The following is a 22,041-nucleotide window of genomic DNA, read 5'->3' as shown; positions in this document are numbered from 1 at the left end:
CACTCCGGAGTCCGGACGACGGGGACGGACATTGGGACGGGCGGAGGGCCGCGAGGCGTGGCGAATGCGGAACACGGTGGATCGGGCGGTGCCTTCGGCGCCGGCCAGGACACCAAGATGGCGGCAGTCAGGGTGGGGCTGTGGCTGATCGCCGCCGCACTGGCGGTGTGGCAGGTCGCGGTGGTGCTCACCACACCGCGCGGCGAGCGGCTGACCGATCTGGAGACCTGGATCGGTGAGAACGGCGTGCTGCACGTCCGGGGATCGTTCTACGACACGGACGCGTTCACCGGCACCCCGCTGGCCGGCCTCGTCCTGCGCCCGCTGACCCGATCCGCCGAGCAGACCCTCGGGGTCGGCTGGACCTTCGGGACGCTGCTCCTGGTCGTGCTGCTCGGCATGCTCGCCGCACGCTCCCTGCCGAGCCCGGTCTCGCGCCGCACCGCACTGCTCGCGGCCCCGGTGGCCGTATCGCTCCTGATGCTCTCGCTCCCGGTGCGCAACACCCTGCACCTGGGGCAGACCAGCATCATCCCGGTGCTGCTCGTGCTCGCCGGCTGCCTCGCCGCCCGCGGTGAGCGCACCAGCGGGGTGCTGATCGGCGTCGCGGCGGCCCTGCAGCCCACGGTGCTGCTCTTCGCGCCGCTGCTCTGGTTCACCGGCCGCAAGCGCGCCGCCCTGTCCACCGGCGTGACCTTCCTGACCTGCACAGCGCTCGCCTGGGCCGCGATGCCCAAGGATTCGTGGACGTTCTGGGTGCACCACTTCGCCGGCACCGGACTCGGCGACCGGCCCGACGGGGTGGGGAACCAGTCGCTGCACGGCGCGCTGCTGCGCCTCGGCCTCGAGGGCACGGGCGAGAAGGCGCTGTTCTTCGCCCTGGGCGCCGCCGTCGTGTACTTCGGCCTGCGCCGTGCCGTGCGGTACGCGCGCGACGGTCAGCTGCTCCTCGCCGTCGCCGTCACCGGCTGTGTCTCCGCGGTGGTGTCACCGACCGCCTGGCAGCACCAGCTCCTGTGGGTGCTGCTCGCGGTCGTCGGCCGGGTCGGCAAGCGCCGCTCGGACCGCCTGGTCTGGCCGGTCGCGGTGGTCCTGGTGATGACCCTGCCGGCCAAGATGATGCTGCCGAACATGGAGTTCCTGTACCCGATCAGGGACAACGCCCTGCTGATCGCCGCGCTCGCGGCGGCCTGTGTGGTGCCATTCGTGCTGCGCACCTCGCCGCATTTCGACAACCCGGTGCCGACCGAGTACGGCGCCCCGGTCCCCGCCCGTTTCAGGTGGGTGCCGCTGCTGCCGTTCTGGAAGCGCGCCCTGAGCCGGCCGAATCTGCTGCTCGAGCTGCTCCTGATCCGCGTGGGGTACTCGATCTACCAGCAGACCCGGCTCGTCGCGGCCGGCAGCCGCGCCACCGCCGAGGAGCACGGCAGCCAGATCCACGCGATCGAGCAGTTCCTGTTCATCGACATCGAGCACTGGGCGAATCACGCCACGGCAAGGCTGCCCTGGCTCGAGGAGTTCCTGAACTTCTACTACACGTCCTTCCACTTCGTGGTGCCGCTGACGGTGCTCGCGGTGCTCTACATACGGCGGCCGGTGGACTTCCGCTGGGCGCGCGGCGCGCTCGGCTTCGCCACGGTCCTCGCCCTGCTCGGCTTCTGGCTGTACCCGCTGGCGCCGCCCCGCCTGATGCCGGACCTCGGATTCATCGACACCGTGCACGGCGTCCAGGACTTCAGCAAGCCGGACTACGGCACGCTGACCGCGGTCACCAACCAGTACGCCGCGATGCCGTCGCTGCACTTCGGCTGGTCCCTGTGGTGCGGTGTGGTCATCGCGATCCTGGCCCCGAAGACCTGGATGAAGCTGCTCGGCCTGCTGCATCCGGCGTTCACCTTGTGCGCGATCGTCGGCACCGGCAACCACTGGATCCTGGACGCGGTGGGCGGCGCGGCCGTCGTCGGCGCCGGTTTCGGCCTGGTCTACGTACTCGGCGGCCCGCGGCCGAGGAGCAGCGCCGCCGAGCAGCCGGAGACGGCGACCGCGAAGTCGCCGCCGGGCCCGCGCCCGGTCCCGGACGCCGAGCGGGCCCCGGACGCGGAGGACCCGCCGGATGCGGCGGACGAACCGGCCGATCCGAGCGCCCCGGACGACGACAAGGACCGGACCGAGGCCCTCAGCAGCGCGAAGCGGACACCGCCGCCGGGCTGAACGAGGACCCGATCCGGTACGTCCCGGGTTCGGTCACCGTGAGCCGGGTGAACTCCCCGTCCCGGCTCAGGCATCCACCGTCCACCCGCAGCCACGGCGAGTGGGCGATACGTACGGTGACCGCCCCGGCCGAGGGGACCCGCACGACGACCGAGGAGTCACCGGAGCGCAGCACCGAAGCCGGCGCCTCGACCAGCGGTGTCGCGTCCCTGACCCGGTAGATCCGCCAGTGCTCGTCGCTCCAGACCGGCTCGAGCCAGTCCGGCCGGCTGCGGATGAGGTCGCGCTCGCGCCAGGCCGGCGAGTCCGGCACGGCATCCGGTACGACGACGAGGCCGACCGCCCAGCGGTCCAGCCAGGCACGGTAGGCGGCGGGCGTGAAGGTGCCGGGGGCGACGTCGGTGCCGTCGTAGCCGTCGTAGAAGAGCCGGCCGCGCTGCACGTCCGCCTGCCGGTTCCAGCCGCGGGCCAGGTTGACATGGGGTGCGAGCACCGCGGCCTCGCGGTGGTCGCGCGAGGGCACCACTTCGACCCGGGTACGGTCGGCGCCCAGCCGGTCGAGCGCGTCGACGACGCCGTCGGTGTGCCGGGCCCAGGCCGGCACCTTGGTGTACACGACGATGTCGTCGACGGTCTTGTCGGTCACCCAGGCGAGCGACAGCACCAGCGCGACGACCAGCGCCGCCCGCCGCGCCCGCAGCGCGGCCGGGGTGGCGAGGAGCGCGGCGAGGAGGGCCGCGGGCGCGAGGAGTTGGGCGAGGCGCTCGACATTGGTGCCGATCGGTGAGGCGATCAGATAGGTGAGCGCGCAGCCAAGCGCATACACCGCGGCGCCGATCCGGAGCACCCGCCACGGCCGGGGCGCGAGCACCGCGACCGCGAGGGCGAGCAGCGCGGGCGCCCAGATCCGCCCGAACTGCATGGGCTGTTCACCGGAGAAGGGGAACAGCCAGCTGGTCGTGCCGACGACCACCACCGGCGGCAGCAGCAGCGCCGCGGCCCGGCTCCGGTCCCGTACCAGCAGATACCCGGCCCCTGCGACGACCAGGAAGAGCCCCGCGAGTGGACTGGCAAGCGTGGCAAGCGCATTGACCAGGGCGGCCCACCACGGCCGGTGCCGTCCCACCAGCAGCAGACAGGCGCCGAGGCCGAGTGCCGCGCCGAGGGCGAAGGTGGTGCGTCCCGAGACGACGTTGCACCACAGGGCGAAGGCGGCGAGCAGCGCGGGCCACTGCGGGCGGGCCGCATCACTGCGCACGAAGAGCGCCGCAGCGGCCCAGGTGGCAGCGAGCCCGGACGCGGCCGTCACGGCCACCACCCCGAACACGGCCATCAAGTAGGGAGAGACCAGGCTGTAGTTGGCGGTGTGCAGACCCCCGTACCAGGAGAGGCTGTACGGGGACCCCGGGTGCCGCTCGACGAATCCCGCCCAGGCCTGCTGTGCCGCGAGGTCGCCGCCGCCGGTGGCCAGGAACGCGGCCCACAGCCCGTACAGCGGAAGCGCGACCGCGGTGCAGAGGAGCGGGACGCGATGGCGCAGGTGCCACGGCTCGGCGGGGGGCGGCGCCGCGGCGTCCGGGTGCAGCGGGACGGACAGCTCGGGGGAGTGCACGGGTGGCGCTTTCCGTTCGACGTCGGGCGGACACGTCCACGGTGGCGCTCCGCCGGCGGCGCGCCACCGTGCCATTGTCCTCGACGCGCACTCCCGCGACCAGGCTTGATCAGGTCAAGCGCGGGCCACCCGCAGTTCCTTGATGCCGTTGATCCAGGCCGAGCGCAGCCGGCGGGGATCGCTGACCAGACGCAGGTCGGGCAGGGTGTCGGCGAGCGCGTTGAAGATCAGGTCGATCTCCTTGACGGCAAGGGACTTGCCGAGGCAGAAGTGCGGGCCTCCGCCGCCGAATCCGATGTGCGGATTGGGGTCGCGGGTGATGTCGAAGCGCTCGGGGTGGTCGAAGACCTCGGGGTCGTTGTTCGCGGAGGAGTAGAACATGCCGACCCGGTCGCCCTCCTTGATCCGTACGCCGCCGATCTCGGTGTCCTGGGTGGCGGTGCGCTGGAATGCGGTCACGGGGGTGGCCCAGCGGACGATCTCCTCGGCGGCGGTCTCGGGCCGTTCGCGCTTGTAGAGCTCCCACTGCTCGGGGTGGGTGAGGAAGGCGTACATGCCGTGGCTGATCGCGTTGCGGGTGGTCTCGTTGCCCGCGACGGCCAGCAGCAGGACGAAGAAACCGAACTCGTCGGTGGAGAGATTGCCGTCGTCCTCGGCGGCCACCAACTGGCTGACGATGTCCTTGGCGGGACACTCCTTGCGGGCCGCCGCCATGTTCATGGAGTAGCCGATGAGTTCCATCGCGGCCTCGGCGCCGACCTCCTCGGTGATGGCGTACTCCGGGTCGTCGTAGGCCACCATCTTGTTCGACCAGTCGAAGAGCCGGGCACGGTCCTCCTGGGGTACGCCGATGAGTTCGGCGATGGCCTGCAGGGGGAGTTCGACGGCGATGTCGGTGACGAAGTCGAAGTCTCCGCCGCCCGACTTGCCGGCCTCGTCGACGATCCGGCGCGCGCGCTCGCGCAGCGTGGACTCGAGTCCGCGTATCGCCCGTGGGGTGAATCCGCGCTGGACGATCTGCCGGACCCGGGTGTGCTCCGGCGGGTCCATATTGAGCATGATCAGCTTCTGGAGCTCGATCTGGTCCCGGTTGATGTGCTCGTTGAAGCGGACCACCGCGGTGTTGGGCGTGGAGGAGAACAACTCCGGGTGCGTGGACACGTACTTGACGTCCGCGTGCCGGGTCACCGCCCAGTAGCCGTCGTCGTCGAAGCCGGTGATGCCGCGCTGCTGCGGGCACCACCACACCGGCGCGGTCCGCCGGAGCTCGGCGAACTCCGGGTGCGGCACGCCGGACTGGAGCAGATCGGGGTCGGTGGCGTCAAAGCCGTCAGGCAGCGCGGGACAGGGCATCGGCAACTCCATCGTCATCGTCTGACGGTCCATCAGAAGTTGCTCGCAAGGTAGTAACGGGTTCTACAAGTGGCAAGGGCCGCGGGCGTATCGGTTCTGGGTACGCCGAGTGAAGGGGCGTGTGTGATGCGTGCAAGACCCTTGCGGTGGACGGGGTGCAGTCATAAGACTGCTGGGAGAACTAGAACGCGTACTAGTTCCTTGCTACGGCACTGGGGCACTGGCCATCGCGCGCGGGCTGGTTCTGGAGCTGGTCCGGTCGGTGGGGCGCCGGGACGCCGCGCCGCGAGGACGCAACGACCAACTGACGAACAGGCGCCCTGTCCGCGCGCACGCGAAGGCGCGCGGTCCGGTGCCGCAGGAGGGACGAGCTCATGGCCGCGGAACCCGTCATCGTCGAAGCCGTACGCACCCCCATCGGCAAGCGGGGAGGTGCGCTCGCCAATCTCCATCCGGCCTATCTGCTCGGCGAGACGTACCGCGAACTCCTCGCCCGTACCGGCATCCACGCCGACTGCGTCGAGCAGATCGTCGGCGGCACCGTCACGCACGCCGGCGAGCAGTCCATGAACCCGGCGCGCACGGCCTGGCTCACCGTCGGACTGCCCTACGAGACCGCCGCGACCACCGTGGACTGTCAGTGCGGGTCCTCGCAGCAGGCGAGTCACATGGTGGCCAACATGATCGCGGCGGGCGCCATCGACGTCGGTATCTCCTGCGGTGTCGAGGCGATGTCACGGGTGCCGCTCGGCAGCGGGTCCAAGCACGGTCCTGGTAAGCCCTTCCCCGACGAGTGGAACGTCGACCTGCCGAACCAGTTCGAGGCGGCCGAACGCATCGCGCGCCGCCGCGGGTTGACCCGGGAGAACGTGGACTCGCTCGGGCTGATCTCGCAGGAGCGGGCCGCGCTCGCCTGGGCGGAGGAGCGCTTCAAGCGCGAGACGTTCGCCGTGCAGGTGCCCACCACCGAGGAGGAGCAGGCCGCGGGGCAGGGCATGTGGCGGCTCGTCGACCGGGACGAGGGGCTGCGTGACACCTCGATGGAGGCGCTCGGCGGGCTGAAGCCGGTGATGCCGACCGCGGTGCACACGGCAGGCAACTCCTCGCAGATATCGGACGGTTCGGCCGCGATCATGTGGGCGTCCAAGCGGATGGCGCGCGCCCTGAAGCTCAAGCCGCGAGCGCGGATCGTGGCCCAGGCGCTGGTCGGCGCGGACCCGCACTTCCATCTGGACGGGCCCGTGGACGCGACCCGGGCGGTGCTCGGCAAGGCGGGGATGTCGCTGCGGGACATCGATCTCGTCGAGATCAACGAGGCGTTCGCGTCCGTCGTGTTGAGCTGGGCGCAGGTCTTCGAGCAGGACCTGGAGAAGGTCAATGTCAACGGCGGCGGGATCGCGCTGGGTCACCCCGTGGGGGCGACGGGGGCGCGGCTCATCACCACGGCGCTGCATGAACTGGAGCGCAGGGACAAGGAGTTCGCCCTGATCACGATGTGTGCGGGTGGCGCGCTCGCCACGGGGACGATCATTCAGCGGCTCTGACGTTCAGCGGCTCTGACGTTCAGCGGCTCTGACGGAACGCGCCCTTCGCGGCGTCGACCGCCGGGACACCTCCACGGGTGCACCCGGAAACACCCCCGGATCCGGGGGCGGGCCGGATGGTTCGTCCCAGTTCGGCCGACGACGCTCGGCGTATGACGAAGAACACCGGAAAGACGGCTCCGGGGCCCGCCAAGTCGACGTGCCGGAAGCGCGGTTCACGGATCGGCCGAGGGGCGGCCGCAAGCTGCGCTGCGGCCGCACTCGCCCTCGGCGCGGCGTCCCAGGCACTGGGCGCGGACGCTCTCGGCACCGAAGATCGTGCGCTGGTTCGACCGTCTGCAGAGGTGAGCGGGGCGCTCGCCGGAACGCGCGCGAGCGGCCGTCCCCCCGGTGAGGGGGCGGCCGCTCGAAGTCGCGGGCGCGGTGGGGTGGTTCGGCCCGTGGGGCCGGGCCGTGACGGGCCGTGGAGACGGCTCAGTACCAGCCGTTGGACTGCCAGAACTGCCAGGCCTCGGCCGGGCTGCCGTAGCGGTCGTTCATGTAGTCGAGGCCCCACTTGATCTGCGTGGCCGGGTTGGTCTTCCAGTCCGAACCGGCCGACGACATCTTCGAACCGGGCAGCGCCTGCACCAGGCCGTACGCACCGGACGGGTTGCTCGCCTGCGGGTCCCAGCCGCTCTCGTGCTCGACGATCTTGCTGAACGCCTGGTACTGCTTCGCGTCCGGGATCAGCTTCTTCGCGATCGACTTCGCCGAACCGGTCGAGGCCTGCGGGGCCGCGACCTTGGCGGCGGGGGCGACCGGCGCGGCCGTGGGGGCGGCGGCCTGGGCGGGAGCCGCGATCGTCACCAGGCCGGCCGTGGCGAGGCCTACGACGGCGCCGGTGAGGGCCTTCTTCGGGGTGGCGACACGGCGGATGCGCGAGACAGTCACAGATGACCTTCCATGGGGAACAAGGCAGTCGCGGGCATGCCGGAACCGCTCATGAGGAGTGGGGGAATGCGTGAGCGCCACCGGCCGTGCGGCCCGGGCGGCGCCCTGCGACACCTCTACAGAAACAGGACGGATCGGACGTTGCAACGCCCCCCTGCTACTAGCCCGGATCGCATCCGGTCGCATTCGGGGCGGTTCGTGGCGGCGAGCGCTGCGTGCGGGAGCCGCTCAGGGGTGTCCCGCGCCGGCTACGAAGCCGCCTAGGACGGGACGAAAGTACTGTGGGTGCCCTCACTCCGGGCGGCCGTGGATCCCACGCAGCGTGTCCGCGCCCGCACGGTCCGCGGCCGGCGAATGTGACCTGGGTCAAGCCTGCGAGTCGTCCGGGTGTGACGCAGATCTACTCGAAAGCGACCGGCGCCTCGAAGGCCGCGCGGCGCGTGGCCCGGCGCAGCGCCTTCAGCACGGTGGCGCCCGCGAGGACCGTCAGGACCACCGTGATCGCGGCCCGGCCCAGGTCCCAGCCGAGCGAGGTGGCCATGCAGTACGCCAGGAAGCGCACCAGATTCTCGTGCAGCGGGTCACCGGGCCGGAAGGACACCCCGGAGCCGAGGCCCGGCACGATCGTCCAGCCGTAGAGATTCATGATCGTGCCGTACAGCAGTGCGGACAGCGCACCGTACAGGGCGAGCAGGGCCAACTCGGCGCGGCCGCGCAGCCGTTCCGCGCCGGGCAGCAGGCCGGCACCCATCGCGACCCAGCCCATCGACAGCATCTGGAACGGCATCCACGGCCCGACGCCCCCGGTCAGCAGCGCGGAGGCGAACATCGTCACCGAGCCGAGCACGAACCCGAAGCCAGGGCCGAGCACCCGCCCCGCGAGCACCATCAGGAAGAACATCGGCTCCAGACCGGCCGTCCCCGCGCCGAGCGGCCGCAGCGCCGCCCCGACCGCCGCGAGCACCCCGAGCATCGCCACCGCCTTCGCGCCGAGTCCGCTCTCCGCGATGGTCGCCGCCACCACGCCCACCAGGAGCGGAAGCAGCGCGGCGAACAGCCAGGGCGCGTCCTGGGCATGCGCGGTCAGCCCGGACCCGCCGTCCGCGAGCAGCGGCCAGCCGAAGCCCACCGCACCGACCGCGCTGACCAGGACGAGTGCGGCCACCGACTTGGGGCCGAGCCGCACCGCCCGGATCCGCGGGGCGTCCGGTACGAGCGGGGCGTTCCGTACCGAGGGGCTCTTCATCGCGCACCCGCGAGTGCCGTGCGCACCTGGCCGAGGGTGAGCCAGCGCAGCGGTGCGAGCACCTTGGCGATCTGCGGGGCGAACGCGGGCGACGACACCACCACGTCCGCCGTCGGTCCGTCCGCCACCACCTCGCCCTCGGCCAGGATGACCACCCGGTGGGCCAGTTCGGCGGCGAGCTCCACATCGTGCGTGGCAAGCACGATCGCGTGGCCCTCGGCCGCAAGGCCGCGCAGCACGGTCACCAGGCGCGCCTTGGCCGCATAGTCGAGCCCGCGGGTCGGCTCGTCCAGGAGCAGCAGCGGCGGCCGCGCGGTGAGGACGACGGCCAGGGCGAGCGCGAGCCGCTGCCCCTCGGACAGGTCACGCGGATGGATCCCGTCCGCGATCCCCGGGATCAGCTCGGAGACCAGGGCACGGCAGCGTCCCGGCTCGGCGCCCGCGTCCTGGTCGGCGGCCGCGCACTCGCCGGCCACCGTGTCCGCGTACAGCAGGTCTCTCGGCTCCTGCGGTACGAGGCCGACGCGGCGGATCAGCTCGCGGGGCTCCGTGCGATGTGGTACGGCGCCGCCCGACCTGACCGATCCGGAGGACGGCTCCAGCATGCCCACGAAGGCGGAGAGCAGGGTCGACTTCCCGGCGCCGTTGCGGCCCATCAGGGCGATCGTCTCGCCCGGTTCGACCGTGAGCTCCACCCGGCGCAGTGCCTCGACGCGGCCGCGCCGTACCGAGAGCGCGGCGGCGACGGCGACCGGACCGTCCTCGCCAGCGGCCTCCGACGCCGGTGCCTGTGCCCTCGCCGCGGGCGTACGGACAAGGCCGCGCAGCGTGAACCGCCGTGCCCGCGGCCGCCGTTGGGGGAGAGGCGCCGGGGGCGCCACCCTCCCGCTCCCCGGAGCCGGCGCGTCCGCCAGACGCTCGCGCAGCCCGGCGGCCCGCCGCCGTGCGTCCCGCACCGTCAGCGGCAGCGGCGACCAGTCGGCGAGCCGCCCGAGACCCACCACCGGCGGATACACCGGCGAGACGGCCATCACCTCGGCCGGGGCGCCGACCACCGGCGCCGCACCGGGCGCGGGCAGCAGCACGACCTGGTCGGCGTACTGCACCACCCGCTCAAGGCGGTGTTCGGCCATCAGGACGGTGGTGCCCAGGTCGTGCACCAGGCGCTGCAGTACGGCGAGCACCTCCTCGGCCGCGGCCGGGTCGAGCGCCGAGGTCGGCTCGTCGAGCACCAGGACCTTCGGGTGCGGGGTGAGCACCGAGCCGATCGCGACCCGCTGCTGCTGGCCGCCGGAGAGCGTGGCGATCGGCCGGTCCCGCAGTTCGGCGAGGCCGAGCAGGTCCAGGGTCTCCTCCACCCGGCGGCGCATCACGTCCGGGGCGAGACCGAGCGACTCCATGCCGTACGCCAGCTCGTCCTCGACGGTGTCGGTGACGAAGTGCGAGAGCGGATCCTGGCCCACCGTGCCGACCACATCGGCCAGTTCGCGCGGCTTGTGGGTACGGGTGTCACGCCCGGCGACCGTGACCCGGCCCCGCAGGGTGCCCCCGGTGAAGTGCGGGACGAGACCGCTGACGGTGCCGAGCAGGGTCGACTTGCCGACGCCCGACGGGCCGACGAGCAGCACCAGTTCGCCCTCCGGCACGGTCAGGTCGACGCCGGCCACGGACGGCGCGTCCGCACCCTCGTACGTCACCGTGACGTTCTCGAACCGGATCACGGGAGCTCCTTCGTCTTCTTCGTCTTCGACGCGGCCGGGGCCGCGGGCGCCGCAGTTCGATCGGCCGGATCGCCCGGTGCGGGACCGCCGCGCACCGGCACCGGCGCCACCACCGCGGGCAGCAGCCCGATCAGCACCGCGAGCGCGGGCCACAGCGGCAGTTCCGGTGCCACCAGGGGTACGACCCCGGGGGCGAGGGCCGCAGGATCGGCGGACGCCGCCCAGATCATCAGGCCCGCCACGGCGACCCCGGACCCGGCCACGAGCCAGGCGCGCACACCCCAGCGGTCCGGCCGGTACCGGGTCCGTACGCTGCGCCGCCCGCCGAGCCGGAGCCCGGCGAGCGCCGCCGCCAGACCGGCACCGAGCACGGGCAGGCCGAAGCCGGCGCCCTGCGCCGCGAGCAGGCCGTAGCTCCCCGCGCACACCCCGAGCAGACCGCCGAGGGTGAGCACCGCCGTGATGCGCCGCACCCGTGCCGGCACCGCGGCCGTACGCCCGTACCCGCGGGCGTCCATCGCGGCCGCGAGCGCCACCGACCGCTCCAACGCGCCCTCGAGGACGGGCAGTCCGACCTGGACGAGGCCGTGCAGACCGCGGTCGGGGCGGCCGCGCAGCCGCCGTGCGGCCCGCAGCCGCTGGACGTCCGCGATCAGCTGCGGGGCGAAGGTCATCGCGACGACGACGGCCACCCCGGCCTCGTAGAGCGCGCCGGGCAGCGATTTGAGCAGCCGCGCCGGGTTGGCGAGCGCGTTCGCCGCGCCCACACAGATCAGCAGGGTGGCCAGGCGCAGACCGTCGTAGAACGCGAAGGTCAGGCCCTCCGCGGTCACCCGGCCGCCGATCTGCACCCCCTTCGCCCAGTCGGGCAACGGCACTTCGGGAAGCGTGAACAGCGTGTGGGTGCCGGGGATCGCCGAGCCGAGGAAGACCGTGAAGCCGAGCCGGATCGCGATCACCAGGAGGCCCAGCTTGAAGAACGCGCCGTAACTGCGCGCCCAGGGCGCATCGCTGCGGCGGGCCGCCACCACATAGCCGGCCACCACGATCAGCAGCGCGAGCAGCAGCGGATTGCTGGTGCGGGACGCGGCCGTGCCGAGGCCGAGCGCCCACACCCACCATGCGCCGGGGTGCAGCGCGTCCGCCCGCCGGGCCTCGGGGGCGCGCAGCGGCCGCTCCTTCGCGAGGGTGCCGGACCCCGGGGTCCCGGTCCGTGCGGTCCCGCGGCCGGTGCGTGCGCCGTGGTCGGTCATCGTTCGCCGTCGCCCGTCATGTGCAGTCCGTCATGTGCAGCCCGCCCGCCGTCAACCGTGCCGTCGCCGTGCCTGCCAGACGGCGCCGGCGCCGAGTACGAGCACGCCTGCGACACCGACGATCACGCCGACGGAGGGGCCGTCGCTGTCACCGTCGTCCTGCGCGCCGCCCGTGCCGGACGCGGCGGGGGCGGGGGAGGCGGACTCGTCGCCGTTGCCGTCGCCCGACACCTGTTCGCCGCAGCCCGTCTTCGGGTAGCCGGCGATCGCGCAGAGCAGGGCGTTGCTGTCGTACCGCAGCGGGTCGGCGACCGCGGCCAGGGCCTCGGCCGAGGTGCCGTTCTCGGCGATCCGGGCGCAGGCCGTACGCGGCTCGGGCGGGGTCTCCTTGCCGGGGGCGTCCTTCGCGGTGCCGAAGTCGATGACCAGGGCGATGCGTTTGCGGCCTTCGGCGGCCTTCGTGCCGGCGCAGATCTTGCCGAAGTCGGCGGTGCCGCGCGGCTTCGCGGCGTCCGCGGAGTCCTCGCTGACGGAGAACCGGAAGCCCTGCACCGCGCCGTCGTCGGGCCGTGCGACGGAGGGCCCCTGCGAGGCGTAGGCCCATTTGCCGTCGTCGCCGCGGTCCCAGAACGACCAGTACCGGTAGCCGGCGGCCTGGGCCGGTGCCGCGCAGAGCAGCGCGAGCAGCCCGGCCGCAAGGAGCGCGGCGAGCAGGCCCGCCGGGCGGACGCGGGTGCCGGTCACAGGTTCTGCTTGCTGCGGCCGCTGAACAGGAAGCCGATGCCGACACCGGCGACGAGGCCGACGCCGACGATCCACCAGACGCTGATCGTCATGCCGTCGTCGTCCTTCTTCTCCTCGGCCTGCCCGGCGCCGGAGGTCTTCTCGGGCTCGGGGCCGGTCGCGTTCAGGGCGGCGACGAGGTCCTTGCCGCCGAAGTCCCGCGGGTCGCCGCCGGTGGCGTGCGCGGCGAACACCAGCTGCGCGTACGCGGCGGGCCCGGCCTTCTTCGCCCAGGCGGGGCCGTTCTTCTCCAGCCAGGCGTACGGCTTCTCGGCCTGCTCGGTGAGCCCGGAGGCGGCGAGGGCGACCACGGCGTCCGCGGTGTTGCCGACGTCCGGCTGGTCGTCGGAGCCCGGCATCGACGAGGTGAGGTGGCCGTCCTTGCGCAGGGTCGACGCCAGGTACGAGGCGCCGTTGTCCGCGGCCTGCTCGACGTCGGTGGCCTTCTTGCAGGCGGTCAGGGACCGCGCCTCGCCGGCCTTCAGGACCAGGCCCTTGCCGAGCGAGCCGGTGACCCCGGCCGCGGTGGCGTCCGCGTTCGCGGCGAGCTTCTTGGTCTTCATGTCCGCGAGGCCGAAGGCGCCGCCGCCGGACTCGTGGCAGGGGATGGTCAGGGTGGGCAGCACGTCGTAGGGCGACTTGCCCTTCTGCGAGGTGACCTCGGCGGGCTTCTCGCCGGCCGCGGCGAGGGCGCCCACGACGATGCCGGTGGAGTTGACGTCGCTGGGCAGGCCCGGGTTGTAGCCCCAGCCGCCGTCCTGGTTCTGCACGGACTTCAGCCAGCCGACGGCCTTGTCGACGGTCTTGGCCTGGCCGCCGAGAGCCGCGAGGGCCTGCACCGCGGCAGCCGTGGAGTTGGAGTCGACCGGGGTCTTGGCGTCGCAGGCCTCGGACGGGTCCGCGCGGAAGGCGGCGAATCCACCGCTGTCGCACTGCTGGCCGGTCAGCCAGTCGACGGCCTTGGCGGCGGGCTCGACGCCCGCGCTGTCCTGGGCGAGCAGGGCGTAGGACTGCCGGAAGACCCCGTCGAACTTCGGGTCGGCCTTGCCGTACAGACCGGACGGCAGGCTCGCGGACGCCGAGGGCGAAGGCGAGTCGTCTGCTGCGGCGACCGGCGCCACGGCCATGGTCAGGACGGCGGTGGCGGCCAGCGCGGCCGCGCTGCGGCGGGCGTTCATGATCGGGCGGGTGCCTCTCCTGCGGGGAGCCGGGCACGGGCCCGCGAAGGCACCGGGCTCCGGCTCCGTATACCTCGACGGGGCCGATCGCCGGGTTCGGCGACTGGAGCCACGCACGCCCCACGGGGTGTTCCGGCTCACCGTCGTTTCATGCGACTTCATACGACTTCATACGACTTCGTGCTACTTCGTACGACAGTCGCTTCGCGACGGCTCACGGCTGCGGGTCAGCGCCGGATTCGCACCGGCTTCCCCCCGCGTGGGTGTGGTGATGACCCGGCTACTCTACCGGGCGTTCGAAAGCCCGCCCGGGTCGCCCGCCCGGGTCGCCCGTACGGGAGCGGCCGGCGCCCACCGGGAGTCAGACCGCCTGATAGCGCAGCGGGTCGCTGCCCGGCACGGTCTCCACGTCCCCCAGCTTCACCAGGCGCCGCAGATGGGCCTCGGCCTCGGAGACCGCGATGTTCTTCGAGCCGTACGGGATGCGGTCCCACGGGCGGTTCCACTCCATGCGCTCGGTGATCTGCCAGAGGGTGAGCGGCTCGGCGAGCAGCAGGAGCAGGTCCCTGAGCCGCGCCTCGTGGTGGTCGAGCAGCGCGCGGACCCGGGCGGCCGAGTCGGTGAAGGCGTACTGGTGGGCGGGCAGCACCTCGGCGACGCCGAGCCGGCCGATGCGCTCGAGGGAGTCGAGGTAGTCGCCGAGCGGGTCGGCGGCGCCCGTCGCGTCCGCGGGGTCCTCGTACAGGCCGATGTGCGGGGAGATCTCCGGCAGCAGGTGGTCGCCGGAGAACAGCCGGCCGCGGCCGGGGAGGGCGGCGGGATGCTCCTCCTCCAGATGGAGGCAGACGTGCCCCGGAGTGTGGCCGGGGGTCCAGATCGCGCGGAGCCGGCGGCCCGGCAGGTCGAGCAGGTCGCCGGGGGTGATGTCGCGGTCGGGGAGCGCGGCGTCGAGGCCGGGCACCGTGCGCAGCCGGCCGCCGTCGCGGGCGGTGACGAGCGGGGCCAGATGCTCGGCCGGTGCGCCCGCCGCGGCCAGGCGGTCGACCAGGTAGTCGGCCCAGCGGCCGCCGGTCTGCTCCCGGGTGCGGCGGACCACCTCGGTGTCCGCGGCGTGCATGGCGATCCAGGCGCCGGAGGCCTCGCGGACCTTGCCGGACAGGCCGTGGTGGTCCGGGTGGTGATGGGTGATCACCATGCCGTGTAGTTCGGTCATGGAGACCCCGCAGGCGTCCAGCCCGGCCACCAGGGTGTCCCAGGACTCGGCGTCGTCCCACCCGGTGTCGATGAGCACCGGGCCACGGTCGGTGTCGAGGAGGTGCACCAGGGTGTGGCCGAGCGGGTTGTCCGGGATGGGCACCCGGATGCTCCACACGCCGCCGCCGTGCTCGGTCACCTGTGTCATCGGACGGACCTCGTCTCTGCGCCGCCGCCGGATCCCGTACGCCCGGCTTCCGTTCGCCAGCACCGTGTCGGCACTGGAACTAGTTTCAATGGTCGCCCAAGTCCACCATTTTCGCTGAGGTATTGATCACGTGTCAGCTTGTGCGGTGCCGGCCCCGCACTCTCCCTCGACTCCTGCAACTGGAACTGGTATCAGTTCCCGGGAAGCCTGAAACGGTGTCAGATACCGCCCCGCAGGAGGCAGTCGGCCATGACGGAGCTCGTGGAACACGGAAAGCTGTTCATCGGCGGAGAGCTGACCGACCCCTTGGGCCGGGATGTGATCGAGGTGATCTCGCCGCACACCGAGGAGGTCATCGGCCGCGTCCCGCACGCCTCGCCCGCGGACGTGGACCGCGCGGTCGCCGCCGCCCGCAAGGCCTTCGACGAGGGCCCGTGGCCGCGCAGCACGCTCGAGGAGCGGATCGAGGTGGTGACCAGGATCAAGGACGCCTTCACCGCCCGGCACGAGGAGTTCGCCCGGGTCATCAGCTCCGAGAACGGCACCCCCTACACCTCCGGAATCATGGTCCAGGCGCTGGCCGCGATGATGGTCTGGGACTCCGCGATCGCCACGGCACGGGGCTTCACCTACGAGGAGGGACGCGACGGCGCCCTCGGCAAGCTCCTGGTGCGCCGCGAACCGGTCGGCGTGGTGGCGGCCGTCGTCCCGTGGAACGTCCCGCAGTTCACCGCCGCCGCCAAGCTCGCCCCGGCGCTCCTGGCCGGCTGCTCCGCGGTGCTCAAGGTGTCGCCCGAGACGCCGCTCGACGCGTATCTGCTCGCCGAGATCGCCGCGGATGCGGGCCTGCCCGAGGGAGTCCTGTCGATCATCCCGGCGGACCGCGAGGTCAGCGAGTACCTGGTCGGGCACCCGGGCGTGGACAAGGTCTCGTTCACCGGCTCGGTCGCCGCGGGCAAGCGTGTGATGGAGGTCGCCGCCCGCAACCTCAGCCGGGTCACGCTCGAACTCGGCGGAAAGTCCGCCGCGATCGTGCTTCCGGACGCGGACGCCGCCACGGCCGTCGGCGGCATCGTGCCCTTCGCCTGGATGATCAACGGCCAGGCCTGTGTGGCCCAGACCCGCATCCTCGTGCCGCGCAGCCGCTACGACGAGTTCGCCGAGGCCTTCGCCGCCGCGGCCGGCGCCCTTGCGGTCGGCGATCCGCTCGACCCCGCGACCGAACTCGGCCCGCTCGTCGCCCGGCGCCAGCAGCAGCGTTCCCTCGACTACATCCGGATCGGCCAGGTGGAGGGCGCCAAGGTCCTCACCGGCGGCGGCCGCCCGGCCGGCCTCGACCGCGGCTGGTACGTGGAGCCGACCCTCTTCGGCGATGTGGACAACGGCATGCGGATCGCCCGCGAGGAGATCTTCGGCCCGGTGATCTGCCTCCTTCCGTACGGCGACGAGGACGAGGCGGTACGGATCGCGAACGACTCCGAGTACGGGCTCTCCGGCAGCGTCTGGACCGCGGACACCGGGCGCGGCGTGGACATCGCCCGCCGGGTGCGCACCGGCACGTACAGCGTCAACACCTTCAGCCTGGACATGCTCGGGCCGTTCGGCGGCTACAAGAACTCGGGTCTGGGCCGGGAGTTCGGCCCCGAAGGGTACGGCGAGTTCTTCGAGCACAAGATGATCCATCTGCCGGCCGGCTACGAGGGATGAGGGGAGACCCGATGGGTGACCGCTGGCAGGTCGAGGTGGACCGGGGGGTGTGCATCGGCTCGGGCCTGTGCGTGAACACCGCACCGGACGCCTTCGCCCTCGACACGGCCCGCCAGTCCCGTCCGAAGGACGCCGAGCCGGACGCGTCCGAGGAGATCCTCGAGGCGGCCGAGGGCTGCCCCGTGGAGGCGATCCAGATCGCCCTCCTGGGCTCTGGCGAGCAGGTGTTCCCGCCGGAGGACTGACGGCGGACGGACGAGGCCGCCGGCCTATGCTGGCCACGGCCGCCCGCCTGAGCCTCGCGACCGGGCACACGGCCGCCGCCCCGACCGCCCGGAGTAAGCCGTGACTGCCGAACTCCCCGACTGGATGGTCCCGCCGCGGCCCAGCGGTTGGGAGGCGGACGACCTGGACCACCTCACACAGGCACCGCGCCACACCGAACTCATCGACGGAGCCCTGATCTTCGTGATGTCTCCGCAGCGGTCCCGGCACCGCCGCCTTGTGGAGAACCTGACCTTCGCTCTACGTGCGAAGGTTCCGGTCGGCTTCGAGGTGGAGCGGGAGATGACCGTGCGTCTCGACCGCAAGAGCCGTCCTGAAGCGGACGTCCTGGTCACCACGGCGCCGTATGCCCCGGACCGCACGTGGTACGCCCCGGACGAGGTGGCCGTGGTCGTCGAGGTCGTCTCGGAGGAATCGGCGGACCGGGACAGGTCGCTGAAGCCGTTCAAGTACGCACAGGCCGGGATCCCGCACCACTGGCGGGTCGAGGACGAGGCGGGGGCGCCCGCGGTCCACGTGTACGAGCTCGATTCCATGACCGGCAGGTACGTGGCGACCGGCATTCACCGGAACCGGCTGAAGCTCACCGTGCCGTTCCCGATCGACGTCGACCTGTCGGGCCTGGTGCCCTGACGGCAGGTCGAATGGTCGAATAGTCGAACACAAGGCCTCAGGGGGCCTTGTCCGGTGGTGACGTCAGGTCGATCAGGCGGCACACCGTCGCGATGTCGATCTTGACCTGGGCGATCGAGGCGCGACCGGAGAGCCAGGTGATCAGGGCCGAGTGCCAGGTGTGCTCGATGACCCGGACCGCGGAGAGCTGCTCGGGGGTCGCTGCGTCCTCCAGGCCCATCGCGTCCAGGATGATCGCCGTGGTCAGCCTCGAGACGGTGTCCACCTCGGGGGAGACGCTGCGGTCGGCGAAGGTCAGGGCGCGCACCATGGCGTCCGCGAGGTGCGGCTCGCGCTGCAGCGCCCGGAAGGCGCGCATCAGGGTCTCGGCCACCCGCTCGGCCGCGGTGTCGCCCGCCGGGGGCCGCTTGCGGATCGTGGTGTGCATGTGTCCGAGCTGGTCCTGCATGGTCGCGACCAGGAGGTGCACCTTGGACGGGAAGTAGCGGTACAGGGTGCCGAGCGCCACCCCGGACGACTCGGCCACCTCGCGCATCTGCACCGCGTCGAAGCCACCCTTGCTGGCGAGCTGCGCGCTGGCATGGAGGATGCGCCGCCGGCGCGCTTCCTGACGCTCCGTCAGGGGCGGGTGGGTGGTGCCGGAGTTCTTCGCGTCTGCTGTCATCTGTCCCGTTCCGCGGTTCTCGCTCGGGGGTGCCGGTGGCACAGGGGGCGGGCGTGCTTCCCGTGCCGCTTCCCCCGGCCGCGCACGGCCCAGGATGGCAGGGCCTCGCGCCGTGGCGCGAATCACCCGGCCCGGGCCGCCCGGCCGGGCTACCAGCCGGTAGATTCGGAGCTCCTCGAACGATCAAGTCTGAAACTTGTTCTAGGTTAGCGTCCCGCGTAATCTCACGGGAACCGCAGGAAGAAGGGGGCCGTGAGTGACCGCTGAGGCCATGGAGTCAGGCCCCGGGCCGGGCTCGCCGCCCGACGGCCGGCACCCGCTGCGGATCGCGCTCCTGTCGTACAAGGGGAACCCGTTCTGCGGCGGCCAGGGTGTCTACGTACGCCATCTGTCCCGGGAGCTCGCCCGGCTCGGCCATCAGGTCGAGGTCATCGGGGCCCAGCCGTACCCGGTCCTCGACGAGGGCGTCACGCTCACCGAGCTGCCGAGCCTGGACCTCTACCGCAGCCCCGACCCCTTCCGCACCCCGCGCCGCGGCGAGTTCCGCGACTGGGTGGACGCCGTCGAGTTCGCCACCATGCGCACCGGCGGCTTCCCCGAGCCGCTGACCTTCTCGCTGCGCGCCCGGCGCCATCTGGCCGCCCGGCGCGGGCAGTTCGACGTCGTGCACGACAACCAGACCCTCGGCTACGGACTGCTCGGCGACCTCGGCGCGCCCCTGGTCACCACCATCCACCACCCCATCACCGTCGACCGCAAGCTCGAACTCGACGCCGCCGAAGGCTGGTCGGGCCGCGCCTCGGTGCGCCGCTGGTACGGCTTCACACGGATGCAGCGCCGGGTGGCCCGCCGCCTGCCGTCCGTGCTCACCGTCTCCGGCACCTCGCGCCAGGAGATCGTCGAGCACCTCGGCGTGCCCGACGGCCGTATCGGCGTCGTGCACATCGGCGCCGACACCGACCTCTTCTCGCCCGACCCTTCGGTGGCCCGGGTGCCGGGCCGGATCGTCACCACGTCCAGCGCCGACGTACCGCTCAAGGGCCTGGTGTACCTGGTCGAGGCGCTCGCCAAGCTGCGCACCGAGCACCCCGACGCCCATCTCGTGGTGGTCGGCAAGCGCGCCGAGGACGGCCCGGTCGCCCAGGCCATCGAGCGCTACGGCCTCGGCGGCGCCGTCGAGTTCGTGAAGGGGATCTCCGACGCCGAACTCGTCGACCTGGTCCGCTCCGCCGAGGTGTCCTGTGTGCCCTCCCTGTACGAGGGCTTCTCGCTGCCCGCCGCGGAGGCGATGGCGACCGGCACCCCGCTGGTCGCCACCACCGGCGGCGCCATCCCCGAGGTCGCCGGGCCCGACGGCGAGACCTGCCTCGCGGTCACCCCCGGGGACGCCGGCGCACTCGCCACCGCACTCGGCCGCCTCCTCGGCGACCCGGAGCTGCGTGCCCGGCTCGGTGCGGCCGGACGCGACCGCGTACTGAGCCGCTTCACCTGGGCCCGCGCAGCCGAAGGCACCGCCGAGCGCTACCGCGAAGCCATCGACCGCCACTCGCCCGCGCGCCCCACCGGGGTGCGCCCGTCAGGTCCCGCCGAGGTGTCCGTCCGGCGACGGACACCGGCCGCAGGGACGCCCACCGGGAGCAATCACTGATGCTGACCGTCGACTTCACCCGCTTCCCCCTCGCCGCGGGCGACCGCGTGCTCGATCTGGGCTGCGGCGCCGGCCGGCACGCCTTCGAGTGCTACCGGCGCGGCGCCCAGGTCGTCGCCCTCGATCAGAACGCGGAGGAAATCCGCGAGGTCGCCAAGTGGTTCGCCGCGATGAAGGAGGCCGGCGAGGCCCCGGCCGGCGCCACCGCCGCCGCCATGGAGGGCGACGCCCTGCAACTCCCGTTCCCCGACGCCTCGTTCGACGTCGTGATCATCTCCGAGGTGATGGAGCACATCCCCGACGACAAGGGCGTGCTCGCCGAGATGGTCCGGGTGCTCAGGCCCGGCGGCCGGATCGCGGTGACCGTCCCCCGCTACGGCCCGGAGAAGGTCTGCTGGGCGCTCAGCGACGCGTACCACGAGGTCGAGGGCGGCCACATCCGCATCTACAAGGCCGAGCAGCTCCTCGGCAGGATGCGCGAGGCGGGCCTCGAGCCGTACGGCACCCACCACGCGCACGCCCTGCACTCGCCGTACTGGTGGCTGAAGTGCGCCTTCGGCGTGGACAAGGACGGTCAGGACGCAGCACTGCCGGTCCGGGCGTACCACAAGCTTCTGGTCTGGGACATCATGAAGAAGCCGCTGGCCACCAAGGTCGCCGAGCAGGCCCTCAACCCCCTGATCGGCAAGAGCTTCGTCGCCTACGCCACCAAGCCGCAGCTCCCCGAGGCCGCCGCCAGGGCCGGGTCCGACACCGCCGTGGCGGCCGCCAAGTGACGACACCCCGGACGGAACATCTCGTACTGCCCGGAGTCCTCACGCCCGAACAGGCCGCCCGGACCGTGCGCGGCATCCTCGACGGGCAGCGCGAGGACGGCGCCATCCCGTGGTTCCGCGGCCACCACCTCGACCCCTGGGACCACACCGAGGCCGCCATGGCGCTCGACGCGGCCGGCGAGCACGCCGCCGCCGAGCGCGCCTACGACTGGCTGGCCCGGCACCAGAACCCGGACGGCTCCTGGTACGCGGCCTACGCGGACGGCGACGCGTCCGAACCCACCGACCGCAGCGCCGAGTCCAACTTCTGCGCCTATATAGCGGTCGGCGTCTGGCACCACTACCTGGCCACCGGCGACGAGGCCTTCCTCGACCGCCTCTGGCCGTCCGTGCGCCGCGCCGTCGAATGGGTGCTCGCCCTGCAGCAGCCCGGCGGCGAGATCGGCTGGAAGCGCGAGCCGGACGGCACTCCCGTCACCGACGCCCTGCTGACCGGCTGCTCCTCCGTGTACCAGGCCCTGCGCTGCGCCCTCGCGATCGCCGAGGAGCGCGAAGAGCCGCAGCCCGACTGGGAGTTGGCGGCCGGCGCGCTCGGGCACGCGATCCGGCACCACCCCGAGCGCTTCCTCGACAAGGACCGCTACTCGATGGACTGGTACTACCCGGTCCTGGGCGGCGCCCTCACCGGGAAGGCCGCCGAGGCGCGGATCGCCGAGGGCTGGGACCGCTTCGTGGTGCCGGGCCGGGGCGTGCGCTGTGTGGTGCCCAACCCCTGGGTCACCGGCGGCGAGAGCGCCGAACTCGCCCTGGCCCTCTGGGCGGTGGGGGAGTCCGACCGCTCGCTCGAGATCCTGCGGTCCATCCAGCGGCTGCGCGACGAGTCCACCGGCCTGTACTGGACGGGCCATGTCTTCGACGCGGACGCCGTCTGGCCCGAGGAGCAGACGACCTGGACCGCGGGTGCGGTGCTGCTCGCGGTGGCCGCACTCGGCGGGGACGAGGCGACCTGCGCGGTGTTCGGCGCCGGCCGCCTGCCTGCCGGGCTCGACCCGGACTGCTGTGCGGGAGTTGCGGGCCAGTAGCGGGGCGCGG

Annotated in this window: 18 protein-coding genes and 1 riboswitch; of the genes, 8 read left to right on the top strand and 10 right to left on the bottom strand. The window is 72.6% G+C overall.

Going from position 1 to position 22,041, the window contains the following annotated elements; translation table 11 throughout:
• The first annotated feature begins 57 nt into the window (after positions 1–57).
• Positions 58–2,211 (top strand): bifunctional glycosyltransferase 87/phosphatase PAP2 family protein, encoded by a 2,154-nt coding sequence (locus DY218_RS13640; RefSeq protein ID WP_233521580.1) that lies wholly within the window; start codon positions 58–60, stop codon positions 2,209–2,211.
• On the opposite strand, the gene DY218_RS13635 is transcribed toward DY218_RS13640, so the two are convergent.
• Positions 2,177–3,808, bottom strand: coding sequence for a hypothetical protein (locus DY218_RS13635; RefSeq protein ID WP_407703615.1), 1,632 nt, complete (start codon positions 3,806–3,808; stop codon positions 2,177–2,179). The genes DY218_RS13640 and DY218_RS13635 overlap by 35 nt on opposite strands.
• A gap of 129 nt (positions 3,809–3,937) precedes the next feature.
• Positions 3,938–5,176, bottom strand: a complete 1,239-nt coding sequence (locus DY218_RS13630; RefSeq protein ID WP_128556312.1) for a cytochrome P450 — start codon at positions 5,174–5,176, stop codon at positions 3,938–3,940.
• 374 nt (positions 5,177–5,550) lie between these two features.
• Between DY218_RS13630 and DY218_RS13625 the strand changes: the two genes are divergently transcribed.
• Positions 5,551–6,720: a steroid 3-ketoacyl-CoA thiolase gene (locus tag DY218_RS13625; RefSeq protein WP_128556255.1), complete on the top strand. Its 1,170-nt coding sequence runs from the start codon at positions 5,551–5,553 to the stop codon at positions 6,718–6,720.
• Between the two features lie 474 nt (positions 6,721–7,194).
• Here DY218_RS13625 and DY218_RS13620 read toward each other — a convergent pair whose 3' ends face one another.
• From DY218_RS13620 to DY218_RS13590, 7 genes are all read right to left on the bottom strand, one after another.
• Entirely contained in the window at positions 7,195–7,653 is a 459-nt protein-coding gene (locus DY218_RS13620; RefSeq protein ID WP_128556254.1) for an aggregation-promoting factor C-terminal-like domain-containing protein, read from the bottom strand.
• Positions 7,654–8,053: 400 nt separating this feature from the next.
• A complete protein-coding gene (locus DY218_RS13615; protein ID WP_128556253.1) occupies positions 8,054–8,899 on the bottom strand; it encodes an ECF transporter S component in 846 nt (281 codons plus the stop codon).
• Complete coding sequence (locus DY218_RS13610) at positions 8,896–10,620, bottom strand: ABC transporter ATP-binding protein (protein WP_128556252.1); 1,725 nt, start codon at positions 10,618–10,620, stop codon at positions 8,896–8,898. The genes DY218_RS13615 and DY218_RS13610 overlap by 4 nt, the downstream gene beginning before the upstream one ends.
• Positions 10,617–11,873 (bottom strand): energy-coupling factor transporter transmembrane component T, encoded by a 1,257-nt coding sequence (locus tag DY218_RS13605; RefSeq protein ID WP_128556251.1) that lies wholly within the window; start codon positions 11,871–11,873, stop codon positions 10,617–10,619. The genes DY218_RS13610 and DY218_RS13605 overlap by 4 nt, the downstream gene beginning before the upstream one ends.
• A gap of 51 nt (positions 11,874–11,924) precedes the next feature.
• Positions 11,925–12,617, bottom strand: a complete 693-nt coding sequence (locus DY218_RS13600; RefSeq protein WP_128556250.1) for an SCO2322 family protein — start codon at positions 12,615–12,617, stop codon at positions 11,925–11,927.
• Positions 12,614–13,834 (bottom strand): prenyltransferase/squalene oxidase repeat-containing protein, encoded by a 1,221-nt coding sequence (locus DY218_RS13595; RefSeq protein WP_128556249.1) that lies wholly within the window; start codon positions 13,832–13,834, stop codon positions 12,614–12,616. Before DY218_RS13595 ends, DY218_RS13600 begins: the two co-directional genes overlap by 4 nt.
• A gap of 125 nt (positions 13,835–13,959) precedes the next feature.
• Positions 13,960–14,089, bottom strand: a riboswitch (cobalamin riboswitch).
• A 106-nt stretch (positions 14,090–14,195) separates the two neighbouring features.
• Positions 14,196–15,236, bottom strand: coding sequence for an MBL fold metallo-hydrolase (locus tag DY218_RS13590; RefSeq protein WP_128556248.1), 1,041 nt, complete (start codon positions 15,234–15,236; stop codon positions 14,196–14,198).
• A 249-nt stretch (positions 15,237–15,485) separates the two neighbouring features.
• Between DY218_RS13590 and DY218_RS13585 the strand changes: the two genes are divergently transcribed.
• The 3 genes from DY218_RS13585 (at position 15,486) to DY218_RS13575 (ending at position 17,861) form a co-directional block, all read left to right on the top strand.
• On the top strand, positions 15,486–16,943 hold the full coding sequence (locus DY218_RS13585) for an aldehyde dehydrogenase (RefSeq protein ID WP_128556247.1): 1,458 nt from the start codon (positions 15,486–15,488) through the stop codon (positions 16,941–16,943).
• Positions 16,944–16,954: 11 nt separating this feature from the next.
• On the top strand, positions 16,955–17,188 hold the full coding sequence (locus tag DY218_RS13580; protein ID WP_128556246.1) for a ferredoxin: 234 nt from the start codon (positions 16,955–16,957) through the stop codon (positions 17,186–17,188).
• A gap of 124 nt (positions 17,189–17,312) precedes the next feature.
• Entirely contained in the window at positions 17,313–17,861 is a 549-nt protein-coding gene (locus tag DY218_RS13575; protein WP_128556311.1) for a Uma2 family endonuclease, read from the top strand.
• Positions 17,862–17,898: 37 nt separating this feature from the next.
• Here the strand turns inward: DY218_RS13575 and DY218_RS13570 are convergent, their stop codons facing one another.
• Complete coding sequence (locus tag DY218_RS13570; protein ID WP_128556245.1) at positions 17,899–18,525, bottom strand: TetR family transcriptional regulator; 627 nt, start codon at positions 18,523–18,525, stop codon at positions 17,899–17,901.
• Between the two features lie 256 nt (positions 18,526–18,781).
• On the opposite strand from DY218_RS13570, the gene DY218_RS13565 reads away from it, so the two are divergent.
• From DY218_RS13565 to DY218_RS13555, 3 genes are read left to right on the top strand one after another with little or no spacing between them, the layout of a single operon-like run.
• Positions 18,782–20,173, top strand: a complete 1,392-nt coding sequence (locus DY218_RS13565) for a glycosyltransferase family 4 protein (protein WP_128556244.1) — start codon at positions 18,782–18,784, stop codon at positions 20,171–20,173.
• Positions 20,173–20,949, top strand: a complete 777-nt coding sequence (locus tag DY218_RS13560; protein WP_128556243.1) for a class I SAM-dependent methyltransferase — start codon at positions 20,173–20,175, stop codon at positions 20,947–20,949. Before DY218_RS13565 ends, DY218_RS13560 begins: the two co-directional genes overlap by 1 nt.
• Complete coding sequence (locus DY218_RS13555; protein WP_128556242.1) at positions 20,946–22,031, top strand: prenyltransferase/squalene oxidase repeat-containing protein; 1,086 nt, start codon at positions 20,946–20,948, stop codon at positions 22,029–22,031. Before DY218_RS13560 ends, DY218_RS13555 begins: the two co-directional genes overlap by 4 nt.
• Positions 22,032–22,041 lie beyond the last annotated feature (10 nt).

The sequence above is a fragment of the Streptomyces triticagri genome (assembly GCF_003429565.1).
GTDB lineage: Bacteria > Actinomycetota > Actinomycetes > Streptomycetales > Streptomycetaceae > Streptomyces > Streptomyces triticagri.
This window is presented reverse-complemented; position numbering and strand designations above follow the sequence as displayed.

Excerpts from the sequence above, each read along its gene's own strand:
- DY218_RS13575 (WP_128556311.1), top strand. The coding sequence starts at position 17,313 with ATGGTCCCGCCGCGGCCCAGCGGTTGGGAGGCGGACGACCTGGACCAC.
- DY218_RS13560 (WP_128556243.1), top strand. The coding sequence starts at position 20,173 with ATGCTGACCGTCGACTTCACCCGCTTCCCCCTCGCCGCGGGCGACCGC.
- DY218_RS13570 (WP_128556245.1), bottom strand. The coding sequence starts at position 18,525 with ATGACAGCAGACGCGAAGAACTCCGGCACCACCCACCCGCCCCTGACG.
- DY218_RS13595 (WP_128556249.1), bottom strand. The coding sequence starts at position 13,834 with ATGAACGCCCGCCGCAGCGCGGCCGCGCTGGCCGCCACCGCCGTCCTG.
- DY218_RS13615 (WP_128556253.1), bottom strand. The coding sequence starts at position 8,899 with ATGAAGAGCCCCTCGGTACGGAACGCCCCGCTCGTACCGGACGCCCCG.
- DY218_RS13590 (WP_128556248.1), bottom strand. The coding sequence starts at position 15,236 with ATGACACAGGTGACCGAGCACGGCGGCGGCGTGTGGAGCATCCGGGTG.
- DY218_RS13605 (WP_128556251.1), bottom strand. The coding sequence starts at position 11,873 with ATGACCGACCACGGCGCACGCACCGGCCGCGGGACCGCACGGACCGGG.
- DY218_RS13625 (WP_128556255.1), top strand. The coding sequence starts at position 5,551 with ATGGCCGCGGAACCCGTCATCGTCGAAGCCGTACGCACCCCCATCGGC.
- DY218_RS13630 (WP_128556312.1), bottom strand. The coding sequence starts at position 5,176 with ATGCCCTGTCCCGCGCTGCCTGACGGCTTTGACGCCACCGACCCCGAT.
- DY218_RS13580 (WP_128556246.1), top strand. The coding sequence starts at position 16,955 with ATGGGTGACCGCTGGCAGGTCGAGGTGGACCGGGGGGTGTGCATCGGC.
- DY218_RS13585 (WP_128556247.1), top strand. The coding sequence starts at position 15,486 with ATGACGGAGCTCGTGGAACACGGAAAGCTGTTCATCGGCGGAGAGCTG.